Genomic DNA, 16785 nt, shown 5'->3' on the forward strand with positions numbered 1-16785 from the left:
ATGGCCGAAGTCAGCGCGGAGGCACGCATCCAGGCACCGGCCGAGAAGGTCTGGGCCCAGCTCACCGACTGGCCGTCGTACGCGGAGTGGAACGCCACCCACACCAGCTTCCCCAAGGGCGGTCCGCAGACCCTGGCGGTGGGCGGGACCTTCCAGGAGAACATGAAGCTGATGGGCTTCCCCGCGGAGGTCGACTGGACCATCGAGGAGCTGGAGCCGGCCCGGGTGTTCGGCATCCGGGGCAAGGGCCCGATGGCCGTGACCGTCGCCACCCGCTACACGCTCACCCCCGACGGGAACGCCACCACCGTCCGCATCGACGGCGAATTCACCGGCGCCGCGGTTTCGCTGATGGCGGGCAAGCTCAAGGACTCGGCGACGGCCGCCCTGAACGAGTCGCTGCGCAAGCTGGCCGGCCTGGTCGCCTGAGCCCGGACAGGGGAAGGCGCCCCGCGGAGGTGCTCCGCGGGGCGCCGGGGCCGTCGTACGAGACTCAGTGCTCGTCGGCGAGGATCAGGTACAGCTTCTTGCGGGCGTCGTTGATGACGGCCAGCGCCTTCTCGCGCTGTTCCTTGCTGCCGGTCTTCCACACCTGGCCGAAGGCCTCCATCAGACCGAAGCCGGCCTGGCGGATCTCGTGCAGGGCCTCCCAGTCGACCCCGCGCGAGGCCTCCTCCCAGGGCGCGTCCGGCCCTTCCTCGGCGGCGGCACGGCCGCTCTCGGTGAGGGAGAACAGCTTCTTGCCGCCCTCGCTCTCACTGGCGATCAGGCCCTCGTCCTCCAGCAGCTGGAGCGTGGGGTAGACCGAGCCGGGGCTCGGCTTCCACGCGCCGCCGCTGCGCTCGGCGATCTCCTGGATCATCTCGTAGCCGTGCATGGACCGGTCCTTGAGCAGGGCCAGGATCGAGGCCCGCACGTCACCGCGCCGCGCCCGCCCTCGCGGACCGCCCCTTCCTCGCGGCCCCCAGGGGCCGGGTCCGAATCCCGGTCCGCCCGGGCCGAAGCCGGGACCGCCCGGCCCGAACGGCCCGAAGGCGGCCCGCCGGCCCTCGAAGCCGCCCGCGCCCCGCCGGCCGGGGCCCTCGTGCCGATGTCCACGCTCGAATCCGTGGGTACGCATCGCGATCACTCCATTCCATCGACGATCTGTCACGTAAGCATCGCGTATCGTTCGCGATGCCTCAACGATATATCGGAACAGTTCGCGTGACAACCCCCTGCCCGACCAGGGGTGCCTGTGCCCGCTACTCGGTCCGGTTCGCCGCGCGCAGGGGGCAGCCCGTACCCACGCGGGAAGTGAGGTCCGCGCGGAGCGCCGTCAGTTCGGCCATGCGCGCGTCGACGACCCGGATCTTCTCCTCGAACAGGGCGGACAGGACCTCGGCGCTGTCCGGAACGTCCCGCAGCCGCTCACCGTGCCGGGCGATCTCCGCGAGCGTGAAGCCGAGCGTCTGCGCGGTGCGGACGTAGTGCAGCCAGATCTCGGTCTCCGGCGGGAAGTCGCGGTAACCGTTGGCCAGGCGCTCGCCCTCGATCAGGCCGATCTTCTCGTAGAAGCGCAGCGTGTCCCTGGACAGCCCGGTCCGCGCGGCCAGTTCTCCGATGCGCATGGCTCCCCCGCCGGTCGCTCGACTTGACCTTGGAGCGTACTCCGCTGTTTAGCGTGGGCGGCGCCCCGAGCGAGCCCTCCCGAGGAGCGTCCATGAACCCGTCAGCCCCGCCCTACCTGCGTCTCGTCCGCGCGAGCGGCTGGTACGACCTGATCGTCACGGCCGGCTTCGCGACACCCTGGACGTATGCGCTGGTGCACCACGTCCTGTCGGCGGCCGGTGCCGCGGCCGGCCTCGGCACGATGCCCGCGCTCACCCCGGTGCAGACCCTCTACGCCAACCTCATGGGCTCGGTCGTCGTGATCTGGTCGGCCTTGCGGATCGTACGGCCGCTGCCCCTGCACGGGCTGCTCGACGGCACCGCGCGCCTGCTCTTCTCGCTGTGGCAGGCGTACGCCCTGGCGCACGGTGGACCCCGGGTGCTGTGGCCCTTCCTCGTGGTCGAGGCGGGCTTCTGCGTCACCCAGCTCGCCCCGTGGCTGCGGGCACGCACGGCGGTCGGCCCGTGAACGTGCCGGGAAAGGTGCCAGACCTCGCCGATTGGCCTTGGCCGGCGGGCCGGCGCTGCCACTAGCGTCGGTGTCATGCGCATTCGAATCGTGGACGCCTTCACCGACCGCCCGTTCGCCGGCAACCCGGCCGGGGTCCTGCTGCTCGACGACGTCTTCCCGGACGACGACTGGCTGCAGAACGTCGCCATGGAGGTCAACCATGCCGAGACGGCGTTCGCCCACCGGCTGCCCGAGGGCGGCGATGCGGACTGGGCGCTGCGCTGGTTCACGCCCGTCACCGAGGTCGCGATGTGCGGGCACGCCACGCTCGCCACGGCCCACGTGCTGCACACCACCGGCGCCCACACCGGTCCGGTGCGGTTCGCGTCCCGCAGCGGCGTGCTCGTCGCCACGCCCGGCGCGGACGGCTCCATCACCCTGGACTTCCCCACCGCCCCGCTGACCCCGGTGGAGGTGCCCGCGGGGGTCGCCGAGGCGCTGGGCGCCGTACCGGCCGCCGCCTTCGACACCGGGCCGAACGTCGGCGACCTGCTGGTGGAGCTGGCCGACGAGAAGACCGTGCTCGGCCTCGCCCCCGACCACGGGGCCCTCTGCGCCTACTCCTCGCGCGGCATCATCGCCACCGCCCGGGCCGAGGACCCGTCCCAGGGCTACGACTTCGTCTCGCGCTGCTTCTTCCCGAACGTCGGCATCGACGAGGACCCGGTCACCGGCAGCGCCCACACCGCGCTCGCCCCGCACTGGTCCGCCCGCCTCGGCCGCGACGACCTCACCGGACTGCAGGCCTCCCGCCGCACCGGTCTCGTCCGCACCGCACTGCGCGGCAAGCGCACGCTGCTCACCGGCCGCGCGGTCACGGTCGTCGACGGCGAGCTGCGGGCCTGAACCGGCCGCCGCCGGTCAGGCCGTCGGCAGCCAGCCGACCTTGCCGGCGAGCAGGGCGTACCCGACGAACGCGCCGATGTCGAGCAGGGAGTGGGCGACGACCAGGGGACCGACCCGGCCCCAACGGCGGTACAGCCACACGAACACCACGCCCATCACCATGTTGCCGATGAAGCCGCCGACGCCCTGGTAGAGGTGGTACGAGCCCCGCAGGACCGCGCTGGCCACCAGCGCGGTCCCCGGCGTCCACCCCAGCCTGTCGAGCCTGCGCAGCAGGTAGCCGACGACGATGACCTCTTCGAGGACCGCGTTCTGCACCGCGCTGAGGATCAGCACCGGGTACTTCCACCACACGTCCGGCAGCGCCTCGGGCACCACCGTGAGGTTGAAGCCGAGGCCGCGGGCGGCCAGGTAGAAGGCGATGCCGGTGCTGCCGATCACCGCCGCGACACCGGCTCCCTTGCCGAGGTCGGGCCAGGGGCGGGTGCGGTCGAAGCCGAGGGCGCGCAGGCTCGAACCCTCGCGCAGCAGCAGGTGGGCGACGAGGGCGACGGGGACCAGGGCGGAGGCGATGTCGAAGAGCTGCCACGCCAGGTCGAGCCAGGGGCGGCCGGGGGCGGCGGAGGCGTTGAGGGTGGCGGCCTGGTCCTTGAGGCCCCCCGGTTTGGTCACCGCGCCGATGAAGCTGATCAGCGCGGAGACTCCGCTCGCCCCGAGCGAGAGCGCGAGGACGAGCAGCGTCTCGTCCCGCAGTGTCCGACGCGCATCCCGTGCCCTCGCGGACGGTTCGGCCACCGAGTCAGCCTCCACCTGCACCCCTGCCTCCAGCCGGCTCATGGGCCGAAGGCCCACCTCTGCCCGGCAAGGATCGCAGAAGGGCAGGAGAAGACGGCGCACAGGGCGGCGGTCGGCACAGGGCGGCGACCGGCACAGGGCGGCGGCCGCACAGGGCAGCGGCCGCACTGGCAGCGGCCGGCACTCGACCGGCCCCGGCACGCCTCATGGCACCGGACAGCACCGCGAACGCCGCGCACACCGAGCACACCGGGCACGCCGAGCACACCGGCCACGCGGAGCGCCGTCTCCGCCGTGGCGGCGCTCAGCCGCAGCGCGGCCCGGCGACCTGCTCGGCACTCGGACCGTGCACCCGTGACCTCCTCATCCCAGAGGCACGGGCTCCGGCAGACCCACCGGCCAGGTGTGCACCGGCTCTCCCACGTGCATCAGCTCTGCATAGCGCCGGGTCGTCGCGGCCAGGGCGGCGTCACGGCTCATCCCCTGCTCCAGGGCCCTGTGGAACGTCGCGGCCTGCCACGACGCCCCGTTGACCCGGCGTCGGCAGCGTTCCTCGATGACGCCCAGATAGAGGTCCCGGTCGGCGGCCTCCACGCCCCACGCGTCCAGCCCCGCGGAGGCCAGCGGCAGCAGCTCGTCGCGGATCAGGGTCACCGCGTCCACCTCGCCGGTGCCGCCGTAGCGTCCCCGGCGCGGCCAGACGAAGCGCGCGTCGATGCCGTACCGGCAGGCCGCGTCGAAGTTGGCTTCGGCCGCGGCGAAGGGCAGCCGGGTCCACACCGGCCGGGAGTCCTCGGCGAGCGCGCGGACGACGCCGTAGTAGAAGGCCGCGTTGGCGATCACGTCGGTGATGGTCGGTCCGGCCGGCAGCACCCGGTTCTCCACCCGCAGGTGCGGCACGCCGTCCGCTACGCCGTACACCGGCCGGTTCCAGCGGTAGATCGTTCCGTTGTGCAGGACCAGCTCGGCGAGCTTGGGGGTGCCGCCGGCCTCGATGACGTCGAGCGGCTCCTCGTCGTCGCAGATCGGCAGCAGGGCCGGGAAGTACCGCAGGTTCTCCTCGAAGAGCTCCTGGGCGGAGGAGATCCACCGCTCGCCGAACCAGGTGCGCGGCCGTACCCCCTGCGCCTGGAGCTCGGGCGGGCGGGTGTCGGTGGACTGCAGGAACAGCGGCGGCCTGGACTCGCGCCACAGCTCGTGTCCGAAGAGGAACGGTGAGTTGGCGCCGACGGCGATCTGCGCGGCGGTGGCCACCTGGGCCGCGTTCCACACGTCGGCGAACCGGGCCGGGGTGACCTGGAGGTGCAGCTGCACCGAGGTGCAGGCGGCCTCGGGGACGATGGACTTCGACGTACAGACCAGGTGTTCCACGCCGTCGATGTCCAGCCGGAAGTCCTCCCCGCGCGCGGCCACGATCTGGTCGTTGAGCAGGGTGTAGCGGTCCACCTCGGAAAGGTTGGAGGAGACCAGGTCGTCCCGGTCGAGGGTGGGCAGGATGCCGATCATCACGATGCCCGCGTCCACCTCCCCGGCCTTCCGGTCGGCGTACGCCAGTGAGGTGCGCAGTTCCTCGGCGAGCCGGTCGAATACCCTGCCGCCCAATCGGTGCGGGGCGATGTTGACCTCCAGGTTGAACATGGCGAGCTCTGTTTGGAAATCGCGGCTCGCGATCCGCTCCAGCACCTGACCGTTCAACATTTTCGGCATGCCGTCGGAGCCGGCGAGATTCAATTCGATCTCCACGCCCATGAGGTTCTTGGGCCGATCGAATCGCTTCTCGACCAGCAAGCGCTCCAGTCCCGTCAGGCACTTCTGGAGCTTTTCGCGGTAGCGCTGGCGATCGGACAGGTCGAACTGCCCTGCCACGACCTTCTCCCCCATCGAAGTGTCCCTCCTCGGATGGGCGGGCCGACGATCCGGCCGCCGGGCTCCCGGGTCAGGTGGGATGATGCCCAGCCGAAGCGATCGATAACGTCCCGCGCGGACCCGGCGCCCGCTACTCTGTCGGAATGTTCCCCGCGGCACATTCACGGGGCATGCCGCAGCGTGCATCTTCGAGTGCCCCGTACGTCTCGTGAAAAACGCCGACGACATTCGGCCGACCGTTACCGGGGCGTACGGCGAGGTCAGCGGCGAGGAGCGGCCCGGGAATCGGGATGACCGCCGCAAATCGACGGCTTAATGTGCCCTTGCGCGGCTTACCGGAATCCGATAGATGAAACTCCTACCGAACACGGGTCGTATAAACTGCGTCCACAAGGCAGAAGGTTGGCGCCCCCGGTCCCTGGTTCCCGCCGTGTTCCGGCAGTTACGGTGACGGACGGCAGCCCGGACCCATCCGCGTTCACGACCCGGGCCCCCATTCTCTTTGGCCTTCCCTGAGCTGACAGCGTCGTCCGCCCCACCCTCCTCGCGCCGCCGCGCCTGTCGAACGAGAGGCGACCCACATGCCGCTGCACGTGCCCCCTGCCCCCGCGCCCGCCCTGCGTTCCGTCCTCACCGCTCTCGGTTCGCCCACCGCGGTCCGCGAGGCGCGCACTCCCTCCCTGCGTGCCGCGCAGGGCCCGGCGACACCCGAACTCCCGCTTCCCGTCCATGTGTTGGACCGGATCACCGCGCAGGGCCTGTCCGCGACCCGGCTGGCCGGCTGGCGCTTCCTCATCCGCTGCGGCGACCGGGCGGTGGCCGCGGCGGAGACCATGCTCACCCCCGACGGCTGGGCCTTCTCGCACTTCTTCGAGGGCCCGTACGTCCCCTCCACCGAGCGCGCACTCAAGCAGGCCGAGGCGCTGCAACAGCCCTACCAGGCGCGCCTGCTGTCCGTGCCCGGCCTGTACATGCTCACCCTGTGGCTGCACGGGGAGCACACCGCCGACGGCGCCGAGGGGCACCCGGCCGCCACCGATCTGCTGGTCCCGCTGGCCCCGGCCCCGCCCGGCATATCGGCGCACCGCCCGTTCCGGGTCGCCGAGTTGCTTCCGGTGCTGACCCATCGGGCGACGCCCCTTCCGCTGCTCGGCCCGCCGGTGCTCGGCTCACCCGCCTGACGGCGTACCGGTACGACCGTACGGAGGGCCGACGCCTGCATGGACTAGTCCCATCCGGCCAGTGCAAACCATCCAAAGGGACAGTGCAGTTGGACTGAACCGTCCGCGCGGGTGACGCGTCATGAACCTGTGAGAAGCGGTGCCGCGAAATCCCTGCGGAATGACGCCCTGAGGGCAACACTGGGTTCCGACCGACTCATCATCACGGGGGACGGACATGATCACGACCGAGCGAGAGATCCCGCCCATGTGCCAGCACCAGCCACCGTGCCCGCCAGCCGAGTCCGCCGACCGGGAGTCCGCCCGACTCGTGGCGCACCACCCGGAACAGGGATGGAGCCTGCTGTGCAACGGCGTGCTGCTCTTCGAGGACACCGGTGAGCTGCTGCCCGACGGCCGCATCATCGCTCCGCACCGTCCGCTCGGTGCGGAGCGTGTGATGACCGCCGCCTGAGCGGAGCGGGACCGGACGAAGGGGCCGGCCACACCCACCCGGTGTGCACCGGCCCTGACGCATGTCCGGGGGTCGTCACGTCCCGTAGCCGGCCGGCGGCACAGCGCCTCGCCGGCCCTCGGCGCACCGGAACCTCAGCCCTTGGTGGCGCCGGCGGTGAGGCCGCCGACGAGCTGGCGCTCGGCGACCGAGTAGAAGGCCAGGGCGGGGACCATGGCGAGGACCAGGTAGGCGAAGACGCGTGCGGTGTCGGAGGAGTACTGGCCCTGGAACTGCTGCACACCGATCGGGATCGTCCACCAGGTGGAGTCGGTGAAGACCAGCAGCGGCAGGAAGAAGTTGTTCCAGCTGGTGACGACGGCGAGCACCGAGACCGTGCCGAGCGCGGGCCGGGCCATCGGCAGCAGCACCCGCCAGAAGAAGCCGAGCGGCCCGCAGCCGTCGAGCGTGGCCGCCTCCTCCAGCTCGCCCGGGATCTGCCGGAAGAAACCGCGCAGCACGATGATCGTCATCGGCGGCCCGAACGCGGCCTGCGGCAGGATCACTCCCAGCGGGTTGTCGAGCAGGCCCATCGAGCGCAGCAGCAGGAACAGCGGCAGGGCCGCCACCGCGAAGGGGAACATCAGCCCCATCGTGAACAGCGTGAACAGCACCTCCCGGCCCCGGAAGGCGAACCGCGCGAACGAGAACGCGGCGAGGGCGGAGACCACGACGACGATCACCGTCGTACCGGCCGCGATCAGCGTGCTGTTGCCGACCAGCCGCCAGAAAGAGCCCGATTCCAGGATGTCGCCGTAGTTGGAGAACACCCAGGGGTGGGGCAGCCCGACCGGGTTGCGGGAGAGCTGGTCCGTGGACTTGAACCCGGAGAGCAGCGCGTACAGCAGCGGTACGGCCATCACGGCGCCGACCACCACCAGGACGACGTGCAGGGGGAGCGTACGGCCCCCGCGGCGGACACTCATGCTCCGGCTCCCCTCATGGTCGTGGTGGCCCCTTCGAGGTCGCGGCGCAGGACGAACCGCTGGTAGGCGAGGGCGAAGACGAGGCTGACGGCGAACATGACCACGCTGATCGCGCTGGCGTAGCCGACCTGGTAACGCTTGAAGCCGTACAGGAACATGGTCACGGCCATCGTCTCCGAGTGGTGGTCGGGGCCGCCGGCGGTCACCACCCACACCAGGTCGAACAGCTGGATCGACCCGATGACGCAGAGGAAGACGCTGATCCGCAGGGTGGGCGCGAGCAGCGGCAGCGTGACGTGCCGGAACCGCTGCCAGGGGTTCGCCCCGTCGACGATCGCGGCCTCGGTCAACTCGGCCGGTATCGCCTGCAGTCCGGCCAGGTAGAGCATCATGTGGAAGCCGAAGTACTTCCAGGTCATGACCAGGAAGAGCGTGGCCATCACGGTGGAGGTGCCGGAGAACCAGTCGCCGCCGAGCCCGCCCAGGCCCACGGCGCCGAGGACGTGGTCGGCGAGGCCGTCGCCGGGGGCGAAGAGCATGCTGAACAACACGCCGGTGATGGCCTCCGACAGCACGTACGGCGCGAAGAACAGCATCCGGTACACCGCCCGCCCGCGTACCTTCTGGTTCAGCAGCACGGCCATGGCGAGCGCGAACGGCAGCTGCAGCGCCAGCGACAGCACGACCAGCAGCAGGCAGCGCCACAGGTCGCCGAGGAACACCGGATCCTGCAGGAGGCGGCTGAAGTTGCCGGTCCCGGTGTAGTCGGACGGCATCCCGAAGCCGCCCCAGCGGAAGAAGGACGCGTAGAGCGCGAACAGGATCGGCAGCAGGACCAGCGCGCCGAACAGGACCAGGGCGGGCAGCTGGAAGCCGACGGCGGTGAGCCAGTGCAGGGTGCGCCGGCGCGAGCGCTGCCGGTCCGCGCCTGCCACCGGGGCCGGCAGCACGGCGCCGGGTCCGCTCCGCTCGCCCTGTCCGCCCTGCTGGTCCGGGAGGAAGGTTGAGGTCATCGCGGGCCTACTGCTCTTCCTTCGCCGTCTTGGTGATCGCGTCCGCGACCGCCTGCGGGGACTTGGAGCCGGCGATCAGTCCGGCCACGCTGTCGTTGACCTGCTGCCCGAGGGCGGGGGCGTAGGCCTGGTCGAGGTAGAGCTGGAAGCCGGTGGCGCCCTTCAACCGGGCCTGTACCGCCTTGATGTTCGCGTCGCTCAGGGCGCTCTCGGCCGCCGGTACGACCGGCAGGACGCCGGTCTTCTTCACCAGGTCCCGGTCGGTGGTCTCGGAGGCGAAGAACTTCAGGAAGTCGACGGCCGCCTGTGGTGCGCCCCTGCGCAGGGCGTGCCCGCCGCCTCCGCCGAACACCTCGGTGAGCTTGCCCGCGCCGCCCTCCACCTCGGGGAACGGGAAGAAGCCGAGGTCCGCGCCGAGCCCCTTGCCCGCGTCCGCCTCCACGACGGGCGCCCACTGGCCCATGAGTTCCATGGCCGCCTTGCCGTTGCCGACGGTCGCGGCCTGCCCGGTCGGGGAGGAGTAGGCGGCGCCGAGAAAGCCCTTCTGGAAGGGCGTCAGGTCGACCAGCTCCTTCAGGTGCTGTCCGGCCTGGACGAAGCCGGCACCGGTGAAGTCCTTCTTCTCGTCGGCCTTCCGCAGGGCGTCGACGCCGGCGGTGCGCATCGCGAGGTACGCCCAGTAGTACATGGCGGTCCAGCTCTCCTTGCCGGCCAGGGCGAGCGGGGTGACCCCGGCCGACTTGAGCTTTCCCACGGCGTCCAGGAAGCCGCTCCAGGTGGTCGGGGGCGCGCTGATCCCGGCCTTTCCGAAGAGCGCCTTGTTGTACCAGAAGCCGACCATGCCGATGTCGAACGGGATGCCGTACAGCTTGTCGTCGAGGAGGTACGGCTGCTTGGACACGGGCAGCAGTCCGTCCGCCCAGGGCTTGGTGCGGTCGGTGAGGTCCTCGACCATGCCGGCGTCGACCTGTTGCCGCAGGACGCCGCCGCCCCAGGTGTGGAAGACGTCCGGCAGCTTCCCCGAGGCGGTCAGCGCGGTCATCTTCGACTTGTAGGCGTCGTTCTCCAGTTGGACGATCTTTATTCTCACCTTGGGGTTCTGGGCCTCGAACTTCTTGGCGAGGGCCGCCCACACGGTCCTGGTGGGCTCCGTGGTCGAGATGTTCCACCATTCGATCGTGGTCGTCCCCGAGGACGACCCTCCGTCCGAGTCGCCGCCGCAGCCGCTGAGTGCGGTCACACCGAGCCCGGCGGCCGCCGAGGCCGCCAGGAAGCCGCGGCGGGACAGTGCAGGGTCGCCCATCGTGCGCTCCTTCGAAGGATTTCGGAGTTGCTTCGGAGAGGTGGTTCCGAAACATTCGAAGAAAATCCCGAACGTTCCGAACGGCGACTCTAGGAAGGCGCATGGGGAGCGTCAAGGTGTCGCGCAGGAGGACGCGGGCGCATGGCCGAACTCAGGGTGGTCGAAACTTTCGAATTCGGCAGCGAATCCCGCTGAGGCCACTCCCGGGCCCGGCCGGTCCCGGACCGCCGCGGACATGTCCCGTGCCCCCGGTTTTCCCGAAAACCGGGGCCGCCGGCTGGTCGAATCGACCGCGCGGGAGTGGGATGGGAGAGGAAGCCCCACGAGCGGGCCGCGCGCGCAGGGCCCGCGGGCAGCCGTGAGGGACGGTGGAGCCATGTCCGGTTACGACGCCTCGGCGACCGCCCGGGTGGTGGTCGGTGTGAACGGTTCCCTGGGCAGCGTCACGGCCCTGCGCCGGGCCGCCGCGCTGGCCCGGCACCTCAGGGCCGAGCTGTGGCCGGTGCTGGCCTGGGAACCGCCGGGCGGGGATCCCGCCGCGCGGTGCTCCCCCGCCGCCGGACTGCTGGTCGGGGAGTGGCAGCGGCTCGCCCGGCAGCGACTGGCGTCCGTGCTGGAGGAGATCTTCGACCCGGAGGGCCCCGGAGTGCCGATGCGCCCCGTGATCGTCCGGGGCGCACCCGGTCCGGCGCTGGTGGCGACCGCGAACCGGGAGGACGACGTCCTGGTCGTGGGCGCGGGACGGCGCGGCCTGCAGCGCGCCTTCTCCGGCCGGGTCTCCCGGCACTGTCTGGCCCACGCCGTCTGCCCGGTCCTGGCGGTGCCGCCGTCCCCGCTGGAGTCCGAACTGCTCACCGTCCACCGGCGCAACACCTGGCACCGGCGGATGGACACCCGCGGACTGTGAGCGCCCCCGGCGCCCTTCGGCGCCCACCGCTGCCGTCGGGTCAGGCGGGTCAGGCGGGTCAGGCGGGTCAGGCGGGTCAGGAACGGTCCCCGCTCCGTCAGGACGCCATCAAGGTCTTCGCCCTCCGGCGCCCGCCGGGGCCGTGGCCGCCTACCGTCGGACGTATGGAGTACCGCGACGACACATACGCCCGGGTGTCGGGCGCCCGGCCCGCCGGCCCGGACGTCGTGGCGCACGATCGCGACTGGGCCCATGACGTCCGTACCTCGGCACGCTGCGCCGGGGCGCTGCTCGGGCTGCTGCTCCTCCTCGACGGGGCGGCCGGCTCCCTCTCCCCGGGGCGCGGCGCCCTCTGGTTCCTGCTGGCCGTCCTGCTGTTCCTCGTCCTGTTCCCGGTCCGTGTGTCGGCGGGCACGGGCTGGCTGGCCACCCGCCGTCTGTGGGCCGCCCGCCGGGTCCGCACCGATCTGCTGGTCGCGGTGCGGCCACCGGCCGGTGTGGCGCAGCGCCTGGTCCTGCGCGACGCCCTGGGCAACCGGGTGGAGGTCGACCCCGGCGTACTGCTCCGCAACCCCGGCCTCTGGTACCGGCTGGCCGAGGGTGCCCGGGCGTCCGAGACGGCCGGGATCCTGCGGGTCGGGACGACGGCGCTGCACGACCTGTCCGCCCGCCTCGACCGCGAGACGGCACTGGAGGTGTTCCGCGCGTCGGGCCTGGACTGACACGCGGTCCCGTCCCGGCACACCGAAGACGCCGCCCCGGTCCGTCGAACATGACTCTCAGTGGCCGGTTACTCGGGCAGCCGCCCGACGCTCCGGCCGGTTGTCCTTGCTCCAGGCAACCGCCGCCTGCCTCCCCCTTCTTGCCGCCTGCCTCTCCTTCTTGATGCGGCCCCTCTCTCCGCGGGTCATTCTTAACGCAAGATTGACGCCCCCTGAGCCCAGATCCATAGGCCCGAGCGTCACGCTCTGCATACGCTGGTGCCGCCGTCCGCGTGATGGCCGGAAAGAGCTGAGCCCCACATCAGGAGCACGCCGATGGCCACGACCGAACACCCTCCCAGTACCAGCCGCCTGCGCGCCTGGATGCTGGAGGGTCTGTCCGACATGGGCAAGCACGGTGGCCACACGGGCCCCCATGCCCAGCCGGAGCCCCCGCACAAGGGCCAGCGCTGGTGGCGGGTGATGTGCCTGACGGGCGTCGACTACTTCTCCACCCTCGGCTACCAGCCCGGTATCGCCGCGCTCGCCGCCGGACTGCTGGGGCCGATCGCGACCATCGTCCTCGTCATCGTCACCCTGGCCGGCGCACTGCCGGTCTACCGCCGGGTCGCCGACGAAAGCCCGCACGGCGAGGGATCCATCGCCATGCTGGAGCGGCTGCTGTCCTTCTGGCAGGGCAAACTGTTCGTGCTCACCCTGCTCGGCTTCGCCGCCACCGACTTCCTGATCACCATCACCCTCTCCGCCGCCGACGCCTCCACCCACCTGGTGGAGAACCCGCACCTCACCAGCGCCCTGCACGGCCACCAGATGGTGATCACACTCTTCCTGGTGGCACTGCTCGGCGCCGTGTTCCTCAAAGGCTTCCTGGAGGCCATCGGCGTCGCGACCGCACTGGTCGGCATCTACCTCGCACTGAACGTCGTCGTCGTGATCGTCGGCCTCTATCACGTGCTGACCGCGGAACACGTCATCACCGACTGGTCCAGCGCCCTGACCGCCCAGCACGGCAACGTCTTCGTCATGATCGGCCTGGCACTGCTCGTCTTCCCCAAGCTCGCACTCGGCCTGTCCGGCTTCGAGACCGGCGTCGCCGTCATGCCGCACGTCGAGGGCGACCCCGGCGACACCGAGGAGAAGCCGACCGGCCGGATCCGGGACACCAAGAAGCTGCTCACCACGGCGGCGCTCATCATGAGCGCCTTCCTGATCACCTCCAGCTTCATCACCACACTGCTCATCCCGGAGAACGAGTTCAAGCCCGGCGGCCAGGCCAACGGCCGCGCCCTCGCCTACCTCGCCCACGAATACCTCGGCGGCGCCTTCGGCACCGTCTACGACATCTCCACCATCGCCATCCTGTGGTTCGCCGGCGCCTCCGCCATGGCCGGCCTGCTCAACCTGATGCCGCGCTACCTGCCCCGCTACGGCATGGCCCCGCACTGGGCCCGCGCCGTCCGCCCGATGGTCATCGTCTTCACACTCATCGCCTTCCTCGTCACCTGGATCTTCGACGCCAACGTCGACAAGCAGGGCGGCGCCTACGCCACCGGCGTGCTGGTGCTCATCAGCTCCGCCGCGATCGCGGTGACCATCGCCTCGCGCAAGGCCGGGCAGCGCAAGTGGACCATCGGCTTCGGCGTGATCTCCGCGGTGTTCCTCTACACCACCGTCGTCAACGTCATCGAGCGCCCCGACGGCGTCAAGATCGGTGCCTGCTTCATCGCGGGCATCATCCTCGTCTCGCTGCTGTCCCGCCTCGCCCGCGCCTTCGAACTGCGCGTGACCAGTGTGACGTTCGACCCCATGGCGGAGCGGTTCCTCCGGGACATGGCCACCCGCAAGACGCGGATCATCGCCAACGAACCCGGCCACCGTGACAAGGCCGAGTACCGCGACAAGATCGAGCAGATCCGCGCCGACAACGACATGCCCGAACAGGAGGACTTCGTCTTCGCCGAGGTCACGGTCACCGACCCGTCCGAGTTCGAGGCGAGCCTGACCGTGCGCGGCGAGGTCCTGCACGGCCGCTACCGGGTGCTCACCCTGGAGTCCGCCTCCATCCCGAACGCCCTGGCCGCACTCCTCCTCCACGTCCGCGACCTCACCGGCTGCACGCCGCACATCTACTTCGAGTGGACCGAGGGCAACCCGTTCGCCAACTTCCTGCGCTTCTTCCTCTTCGGCCAGGGCGAGGTCGCCCCGGTCACCCGCGAGGTGCTGCGCGAGGCGGAACCGGACCGCAAGCGCAGGCCGAAGGTCCACACCGGCTGAGAACACCGGCTGAGAACACCGGCCGAGGACACGGGACTCAAGGACACGGGCCGAGGAAACGGCCCGATGCGCAGGCCGCCGGCTCTTGGCCCTATCGTGACCGGCATGCAGTCCTACACGATCGGCCAGGCCGCGCGGCTGCTCGGCGTGAGCCCCGACACCGCCCGGCGCTGGGCCGACGCCGGCCGGGTGGCCACCCATCGCGACGAGGCCGGGCGGCGCCTCATCGACGGCCGCGACCTCGCCGCGTTCTCGGTCGAACTGGCCAAGGGCGGTGGCGCGGAGGAGGACGCCTCCTACACCTCCGTCCGCAACGCCTTCCCCGGCATCGTCACGGCGATCAAGCTCGGCGACGTCGCCGCCCAGGTGGAGATCCAGGCGGGCCCGCACCGGCTGGTGTCCCTGCTGACCCGGGAGGCCGTCGAGGAACTCGGCCTGGAGGTCGGCATGGAGGCCACCGCGCGCGTGAAGTCCACCAACGTGCACATCGACCGCGTCTGAACCCGTCGAACGCATCCGAACCGGTCCGCCGCGTCTGAACCCGTCGAACGCATCCGAACCGGTCCGCCGCGTCCGATCCGGTCGGCCGCATCTGATCCGGCCGGCCGCGGCGGTTCAGGAAGCCGCCGGCGCGCGACGGGACGAGGCCGGCGCCGGGGCGCGCAGGGTGCCGTCCGGGTGCCGGCCGGCCGGCCCGAAGCGGTACTCCCCGTCCACCCGGATCGCCGTGATCCCGCTGATGTGCCGGGCCCCGCACCGGTCCTGCGGGAGCACCAGCTGAGGCCCGGCCCCATCCAGCGGGGTGCCGTCGATGCTCACGCCGAGCAGCACGGGCGCGTCCGCGAAATCCGGGTCGATCTCGGCCCAGGACAACAGCGTGTGGTGGCCGTCGGTGCCGGTGACCGCGATGAGGAAGCGCAGCCGGTCCTTGCGCCGGGCCGGGTCGAAGCCGGGACCGGCGTCGGCGAGGACGTCGTACAGCCGCGGGCCGGCGAACCGGTGGTGCTGCACGCCGCTCGTCGCGCACTCGAAACTGACGTCCACCTGGTGCTGTGGCCAGCGGAGCAGATCCGGCACCGTCAGCCTGCCGGGTCGTACCAGATCGCCGGTCAGGACGATTTCCGCGAGTGTCACCGTCGACCACCTCCCGCTGCACCGTACCCGCCGACGGCTCCCGTGCAAACGCACATGCAAGCTACAAGTCACAAGTTCGCAGCTCATGCGATGTGACAGGAGACTTACACCTGGCAGATGCGGCAGTATCATCGCCGCACGGCCGGTTCCTCCGGCCGCGACAGGGCGCGACCGTCGTTCCACAGAACTAGAGGAGTAGATCCGTGATGACCCGTTCCGTGCGCCGGACCCGGCGGATGCTGCAGCTGGCCGGTGCGGGAGCCGCCGCCCTGATGGCACTCAGCGCCTGCTCCTCCTCCGACGGCGACTCGTCGCCCAAGTCCGGCACGTCCACGGCCGCCTCCCCGAAGCTGTCCGGCACGGTCACCGTGTTCGCCGCCGCCTCCCTGAAGGAGAGCTTCACGACCCTGGGCAAGGAGTTCGAGCAGCAGCACCCGGGCACGAAGGTCACCTTCAACTTCGGCGGCAGCGACACCCTCGCCGCGAGCATCACCGGCGGTGCCCCGGCGGACGTCTTCGCCGCCGCCAGCCCCAAGACCATGGCGATCGTGACCGGCAAGAAGGACGCCGTCGGCACCCCGGCCACCTTCGTGCGCAACCAGCTGGAGATCGCCACCCTGCCGGGCAACCCGGACAAGGTGTCCTCCCTGAAGGACCTGACCAAGCCGGGCCTGAAGGTCGTGCTGTGCGACAAGACCGTGCCGTGCGGCGCCGCCGCGCAGAAGGCCCTGGACGCCAGTGAGCTCAAGCTCACCCCGGCCTCCTACGAACAGGACGTCAAGAGCGCCCTGACCAAGGTGGAGCTGAAGGAGGCGGACGCCGCGGTCGTCTACAAGACCGACGTGAAGTCCGCGGGCGGCAAGGTGGAGGGCGTGGAGTTCCCCGAGTCCGCCCAGGCGATCAACGACTACCCGATCGTCCTGCTGAAGAACGCGCCGAACGCCGAGACCGCCAAGGCGTTCATCGCCCTCGTGCAGTCCGCCGACGGCCAGAAGGTGCTGAGCCGGGCCGGGTTCCTCAAGCCGTGACCTCGCTCGACAAGCCCGGCGCCGCGGCCGGCCCCCGCACGGGGCCCTGCAGCGCGTGGCCCGACGTCGCAAGCCCGACCCGAACGGCCAGCGCAAGAAACGGGTCGATGCCCGCTACAGCGTCGAGGAGAAGGCC

18 protein-coding genes and 1 pseudogene are annotated in these 16785 nt (G+C 71.0%); 11 read left to right on the forward strand and 8 right to left on the reverse strand.

The genetic code is table 11. The features are described from left to right. The gene (locus tag AB0N17_RS04255) at positions 1-429 is read left to right on the forward strand and encodes an SRPBCC family protein (RefSeq protein WP_366009552.1); all 429 of its coding nucleotides are present in this window, start codon (positions 1-3) and stop codon (positions 427-429) included. A gap of 64 nt (positions 430-493) precedes the next feature. On the opposite strand, the gene AB0N17_RS04260 is transcribed toward AB0N17_RS04255, so the two are convergent. Both AB0N17_RS04260 and AB0N17_RS04265 read right to left on the reverse strand, forming a co-directional pair. Further along, positions 494-1120, reverse strand: a complete 627-nt coding sequence (locus tag AB0N17_RS04260) for a PadR family transcriptional regulator (protein ID WP_366009553.1) — start codon at positions 1118-1120, stop codon at positions 494-496. Positions 1121-1244: 124 nt separating this feature from the next. Continuing rightward, the gene (locus AB0N17_RS04265; protein ID WP_366009554.1) at positions 1245-1610 is read right to left on the reverse strand and encodes a MerR family DNA-binding transcriptional regulator; all 366 of its coding nucleotides are present in this window, start codon (positions 1608-1610) and stop codon (positions 1245-1247) included. A 92-nt stretch (positions 1611-1702) separates the two neighbouring features. Between AB0N17_RS04265 and AB0N17_RS04270 the strand changes: the two genes are divergently transcribed. Both AB0N17_RS04270 and AB0N17_RS04275 read left to right on the forward strand, forming a co-directional pair. Further along, a complete protein-coding gene (locus AB0N17_RS04270; RefSeq protein WP_366009555.1) occupies positions 1703-2119 on the forward strand; it encodes a hypothetical protein in 417 nt (138 codons plus the stop codon). A gap of 75 nt (positions 2120-2194) precedes the next feature. Next, positions 2195-3007 carry a PhzF family phenazine biosynthesis protein gene (locus AB0N17_RS04275; protein ID WP_366009556.1) on the forward strand — a complete coding sequence of 271 codons (813 nt, stop codon included), beginning with the start codon at positions 2195-2197 and terminating at the stop codon, positions 3005-3007. A gap of 15 nt (positions 3008-3022) precedes the next feature. Here the strand turns inward: AB0N17_RS04275 and AB0N17_RS04280 are convergent, their stop codons facing one another. Next, on the reverse strand, positions 3023-3823 hold the full coding sequence (locus AB0N17_RS04280; protein WP_366009580.1) for a type II CAAX endopeptidase family protein: 801 nt from the start codon (positions 3821-3823) through the stop codon (positions 3023-3025). Positions 3824-4165: 342 nt separating this feature from the next. Further along, complete coding sequence (locus AB0N17_RS04285) at positions 4166-5683, reverse strand: glutamate--cysteine ligase (protein ID WP_366009557.1); 1518 nt, start codon at positions 5681-5683, stop codon at positions 4166-4168. 566 nt (positions 5684-6249) lie between these two features. On the opposite strand from AB0N17_RS04285, the gene AB0N17_RS04290 reads away from it, so the two are divergent. Together AB0N17_RS04290 and AB0N17_RS04295 are read left to right on the forward strand one after the other, a co-directional pair. Then, on the forward strand, positions 6250-6849 hold the full coding sequence (locus AB0N17_RS04290; protein WP_366009558.1) for a hypothetical protein: 600 nt from the start codon (positions 6250-6252) through the stop codon (positions 6847-6849). A gap of 247 nt (positions 6850-7096) precedes the next feature. Next, positions 7097-7303, forward strand: coding sequence for a DUF5999 family protein (locus tag AB0N17_RS04295; protein ID WP_073895228.1), 207 nt, complete (start codon positions 7097-7099; stop codon positions 7301-7303). A 134-nt stretch (positions 7304-7437) separates the two neighbouring features. On the opposite strand, the gene AB0N17_RS04300 is transcribed toward AB0N17_RS04295, so the two are convergent. Genes AB0N17_RS04300 through AB0N17_RS04310 form a run of 3 tightly spaced genes read right to left on the reverse strand, consistent with a single transcriptional unit; the run spans position 7438 to position 10584 of the window. Beyond that, on the reverse strand, positions 7438-8268 hold the full coding sequence (locus AB0N17_RS04300; RefSeq protein WP_366009559.1) for a carbohydrate ABC transporter permease: 831 nt from the start codon (positions 8266-8268) through the stop codon (positions 7438-7440). Then, positions 8265-9281 carry a sugar ABC transporter permease gene (locus AB0N17_RS04305; RefSeq protein ID WP_366009560.1) on the reverse strand — a complete coding sequence of 339 codons (1017 nt, stop codon included), beginning with the start codon at positions 9279-9281 and terminating at the stop codon, positions 8265-8267. The genes AB0N17_RS04300 and AB0N17_RS04305 overlap by 4 nt, the downstream gene beginning before the upstream one ends. Positions 9282-9288: 7 nt before the next feature. Continuing rightward, positions 9289-10584, reverse strand: coding sequence for an extracellular solute-binding protein (locus tag AB0N17_RS04310; RefSeq protein ID WP_366009561.1), 1296 nt, complete (start codon positions 10582-10584; stop codon positions 9289-9291). Between the two features lie 376 nt (positions 10585-10960). Here AB0N17_RS04310 and AB0N17_RS04315 point away from each other — a divergent pair, with 376 nt between their 5' ends. The 4 genes from AB0N17_RS04315 (at position 10961) to AB0N17_RS04330 (ending at position 14988) form a co-directional block, all read left to right on the forward strand. Then, positions 10961-11491: a universal stress protein gene (locus AB0N17_RS04315; protein WP_366009563.1), complete on the forward strand. Its 531-nt coding sequence runs from the start codon at positions 10961-10963 to the stop codon at positions 11489-11491. A gap of 164 nt (positions 11492-11655) precedes the next feature. Continuing rightward, positions 11656-12213, forward strand: a complete 558-nt coding sequence (locus AB0N17_RS04320; protein WP_366009564.1) for a hypothetical protein — start codon at positions 11656-11658, stop codon at positions 12211-12213. Between the two features lie 315 nt (positions 12214-12528). Then, positions 12529-14487 carry an amino acid transporter gene (locus AB0N17_RS04325; RefSeq protein ID WP_366009565.1) on the forward strand — a complete coding sequence of 653 codons (1959 nt, stop codon included), beginning with the start codon at positions 12529-12531 and terminating at the stop codon, positions 14485-14487. Positions 14488-14592: 105 nt separating this feature from the next. Then, entirely contained in the window at positions 14593-14988 is a 396-nt protein-coding gene (locus AB0N17_RS04330; protein ID WP_366009567.1) for a helix-turn-helix transcriptional regulator, read from the forward strand. A 114-nt stretch (positions 14989-15102) separates the two neighbouring features. Here the strand turns inward: AB0N17_RS04330 and AB0N17_RS04335 are convergent, their stop codons facing one another. Then, positions 15103-15621 carry a molybdopterin-dependent oxidoreductase gene (locus AB0N17_RS04335; RefSeq protein ID WP_366009568.1) on the reverse strand — a complete coding sequence of 173 codons (519 nt, stop codon included), beginning with the start codon at positions 15619-15621 and terminating at the stop codon, positions 15103-15105. 206 nt (positions 15622-15827) lie between these two features. On the opposite strand from AB0N17_RS04335, the gene modA reads away from it, so the two are divergent. After that, on the forward strand, positions 15828-16649 hold the full coding sequence (gene modA / locus AB0N17_RS04340) for a molybdate ABC transporter substrate-binding protein (RefSeq protein WP_366009569.1): 822 nt from the start codon (positions 15828-15830) through the stop codon (positions 16647-16649). A 43-nt stretch (positions 16650-16692) separates the two neighbouring features. Beyond that, positions 16693-16785: pseudogene (locus AB0N17_RS04345) on the forward strand (plasmid mobilization relaxosome protein MobC); the annotation flags it as partial.

Origin of the sequence: Streptomyces sp. NPDC051133 (assembly GCF_040682635.1) — a bacterium.
GTDB lineage: Bacteria > Actinomycetota > Actinomycetes > Streptomycetales > Streptomycetaceae > Streptomyces.

What these genes read in the sequence shown, in the direction of transcription:
- AB0N17_RS04290 (WP_366009558.1), top strand. Translation starts at nt 6,250, where the DNA reads ATGCCGCTGCACGTGCCCCCTGCCCCCGCGCCCGCCCTGCGTTCCGTC.
- AB0N17_RS04315 (WP_366009563.1), top strand. Translation starts at nt 10,961, where the DNA reads ATGTCCGGTTACGACGCCTCGGCGACCGCCCGGGTGGTGGTCGGTGTG.
- AB0N17_RS04310 (WP_366009561.1), bottom strand. Translation starts at nt 10,584, where the DNA reads ATGGGCGACCCTGCACTGTCCCGCCGCGGCTTCCTGGCGGCCTCGGCG.
- AB0N17_RS04305 (WP_366009560.1), bottom strand. Translation starts at nt 9,281, where the DNA reads ATGACCTCAACCTTCCTCCCGGACCAGCAGGGCGGACAGGGCGAGCGG.
- AB0N17_RS04320 (WP_366009564.1), top strand. Translation starts at nt 11,656, where the DNA reads ATGGAGTACCGCGACGACACATACGCCCGGGTGTCGGGCGCCCGGCCC.
- AB0N17_RS04325 (WP_366009565.1), top strand. Translation starts at nt 12,529, where the DNA reads ATGGCCACGACCGAACACCCTCCCAGTACCAGCCGCCTGCGCGCCTGG.
- AB0N17_RS04300 (WP_366009559.1), bottom strand. Translation starts at nt 8,268, where the DNA reads ATGAGTGTCCGCCGCGGGGGCCGTACGCTCCCCCTGCACGTCGTCCTG.
- AB0N17_RS04295 (WP_073895228.1), top strand. Translation starts at nt 7,097, where the DNA reads ATGTGCCAGCACCAGCCACCGTGCCCGCCAGCCGAGTCCGCCGACCGG.
- AB0N17_RS04265 (WP_366009554.1), bottom strand. Translation starts at nt 1,610, where the DNA reads ATGCGCATCGGAGAACTGGCCGCGCGGACCGGGCTGTCCAGGGACACG.
- modA (WP_366009569.1), top strand. Translation starts at nt 15,828, where the DNA reads ATGACCCGTTCCGTGCGCCGGACCCGGCGGATGCTGCAGCTGGCCGGT.
- AB0N17_RS04330 (WP_366009567.1), top strand. Translation starts at nt 14,593, where the DNA reads ATGCAGTCCTACACGATCGGCCAGGCCGCGCGGCTGCTCGGCGTGAGC.
- AB0N17_RS04260 (WP_366009553.1), bottom strand. Translation starts at nt 1,120, where the DNA reads ATGCGTACCCACGGATTCGAGCGTGGACATCGGCACGAGGGCCCCGGC.
- AB0N17_RS04285 (WP_366009557.1), bottom strand. Translation starts at nt 5,683, where the DNA reads ATGGGGGAGAAGGTCGTGGCAGGGCAGTTCGACCTGTCCGATCGCCAG.
- AB0N17_RS04255 (WP_366009552.1), top strand. Translation starts at nt 1, where the DNA reads ATGGCCGAAGTCAGCGCGGAGGCACGCATCCAGGCACCGGCCGAGAAG.
- AB0N17_RS04275 (WP_366009556.1), top strand. Translation starts at nt 2,195, where the DNA reads ATGCGCATTCGAATCGTGGACGCCTTCACCGACCGCCCGTTCGCCGGC.
- AB0N17_RS04270 (WP_366009555.1), top strand. Translation starts at nt 1,703, where the DNA reads ATGAACCCGTCAGCCCCGCCCTACCTGCGTCTCGTCCGCGCGAGCGGC.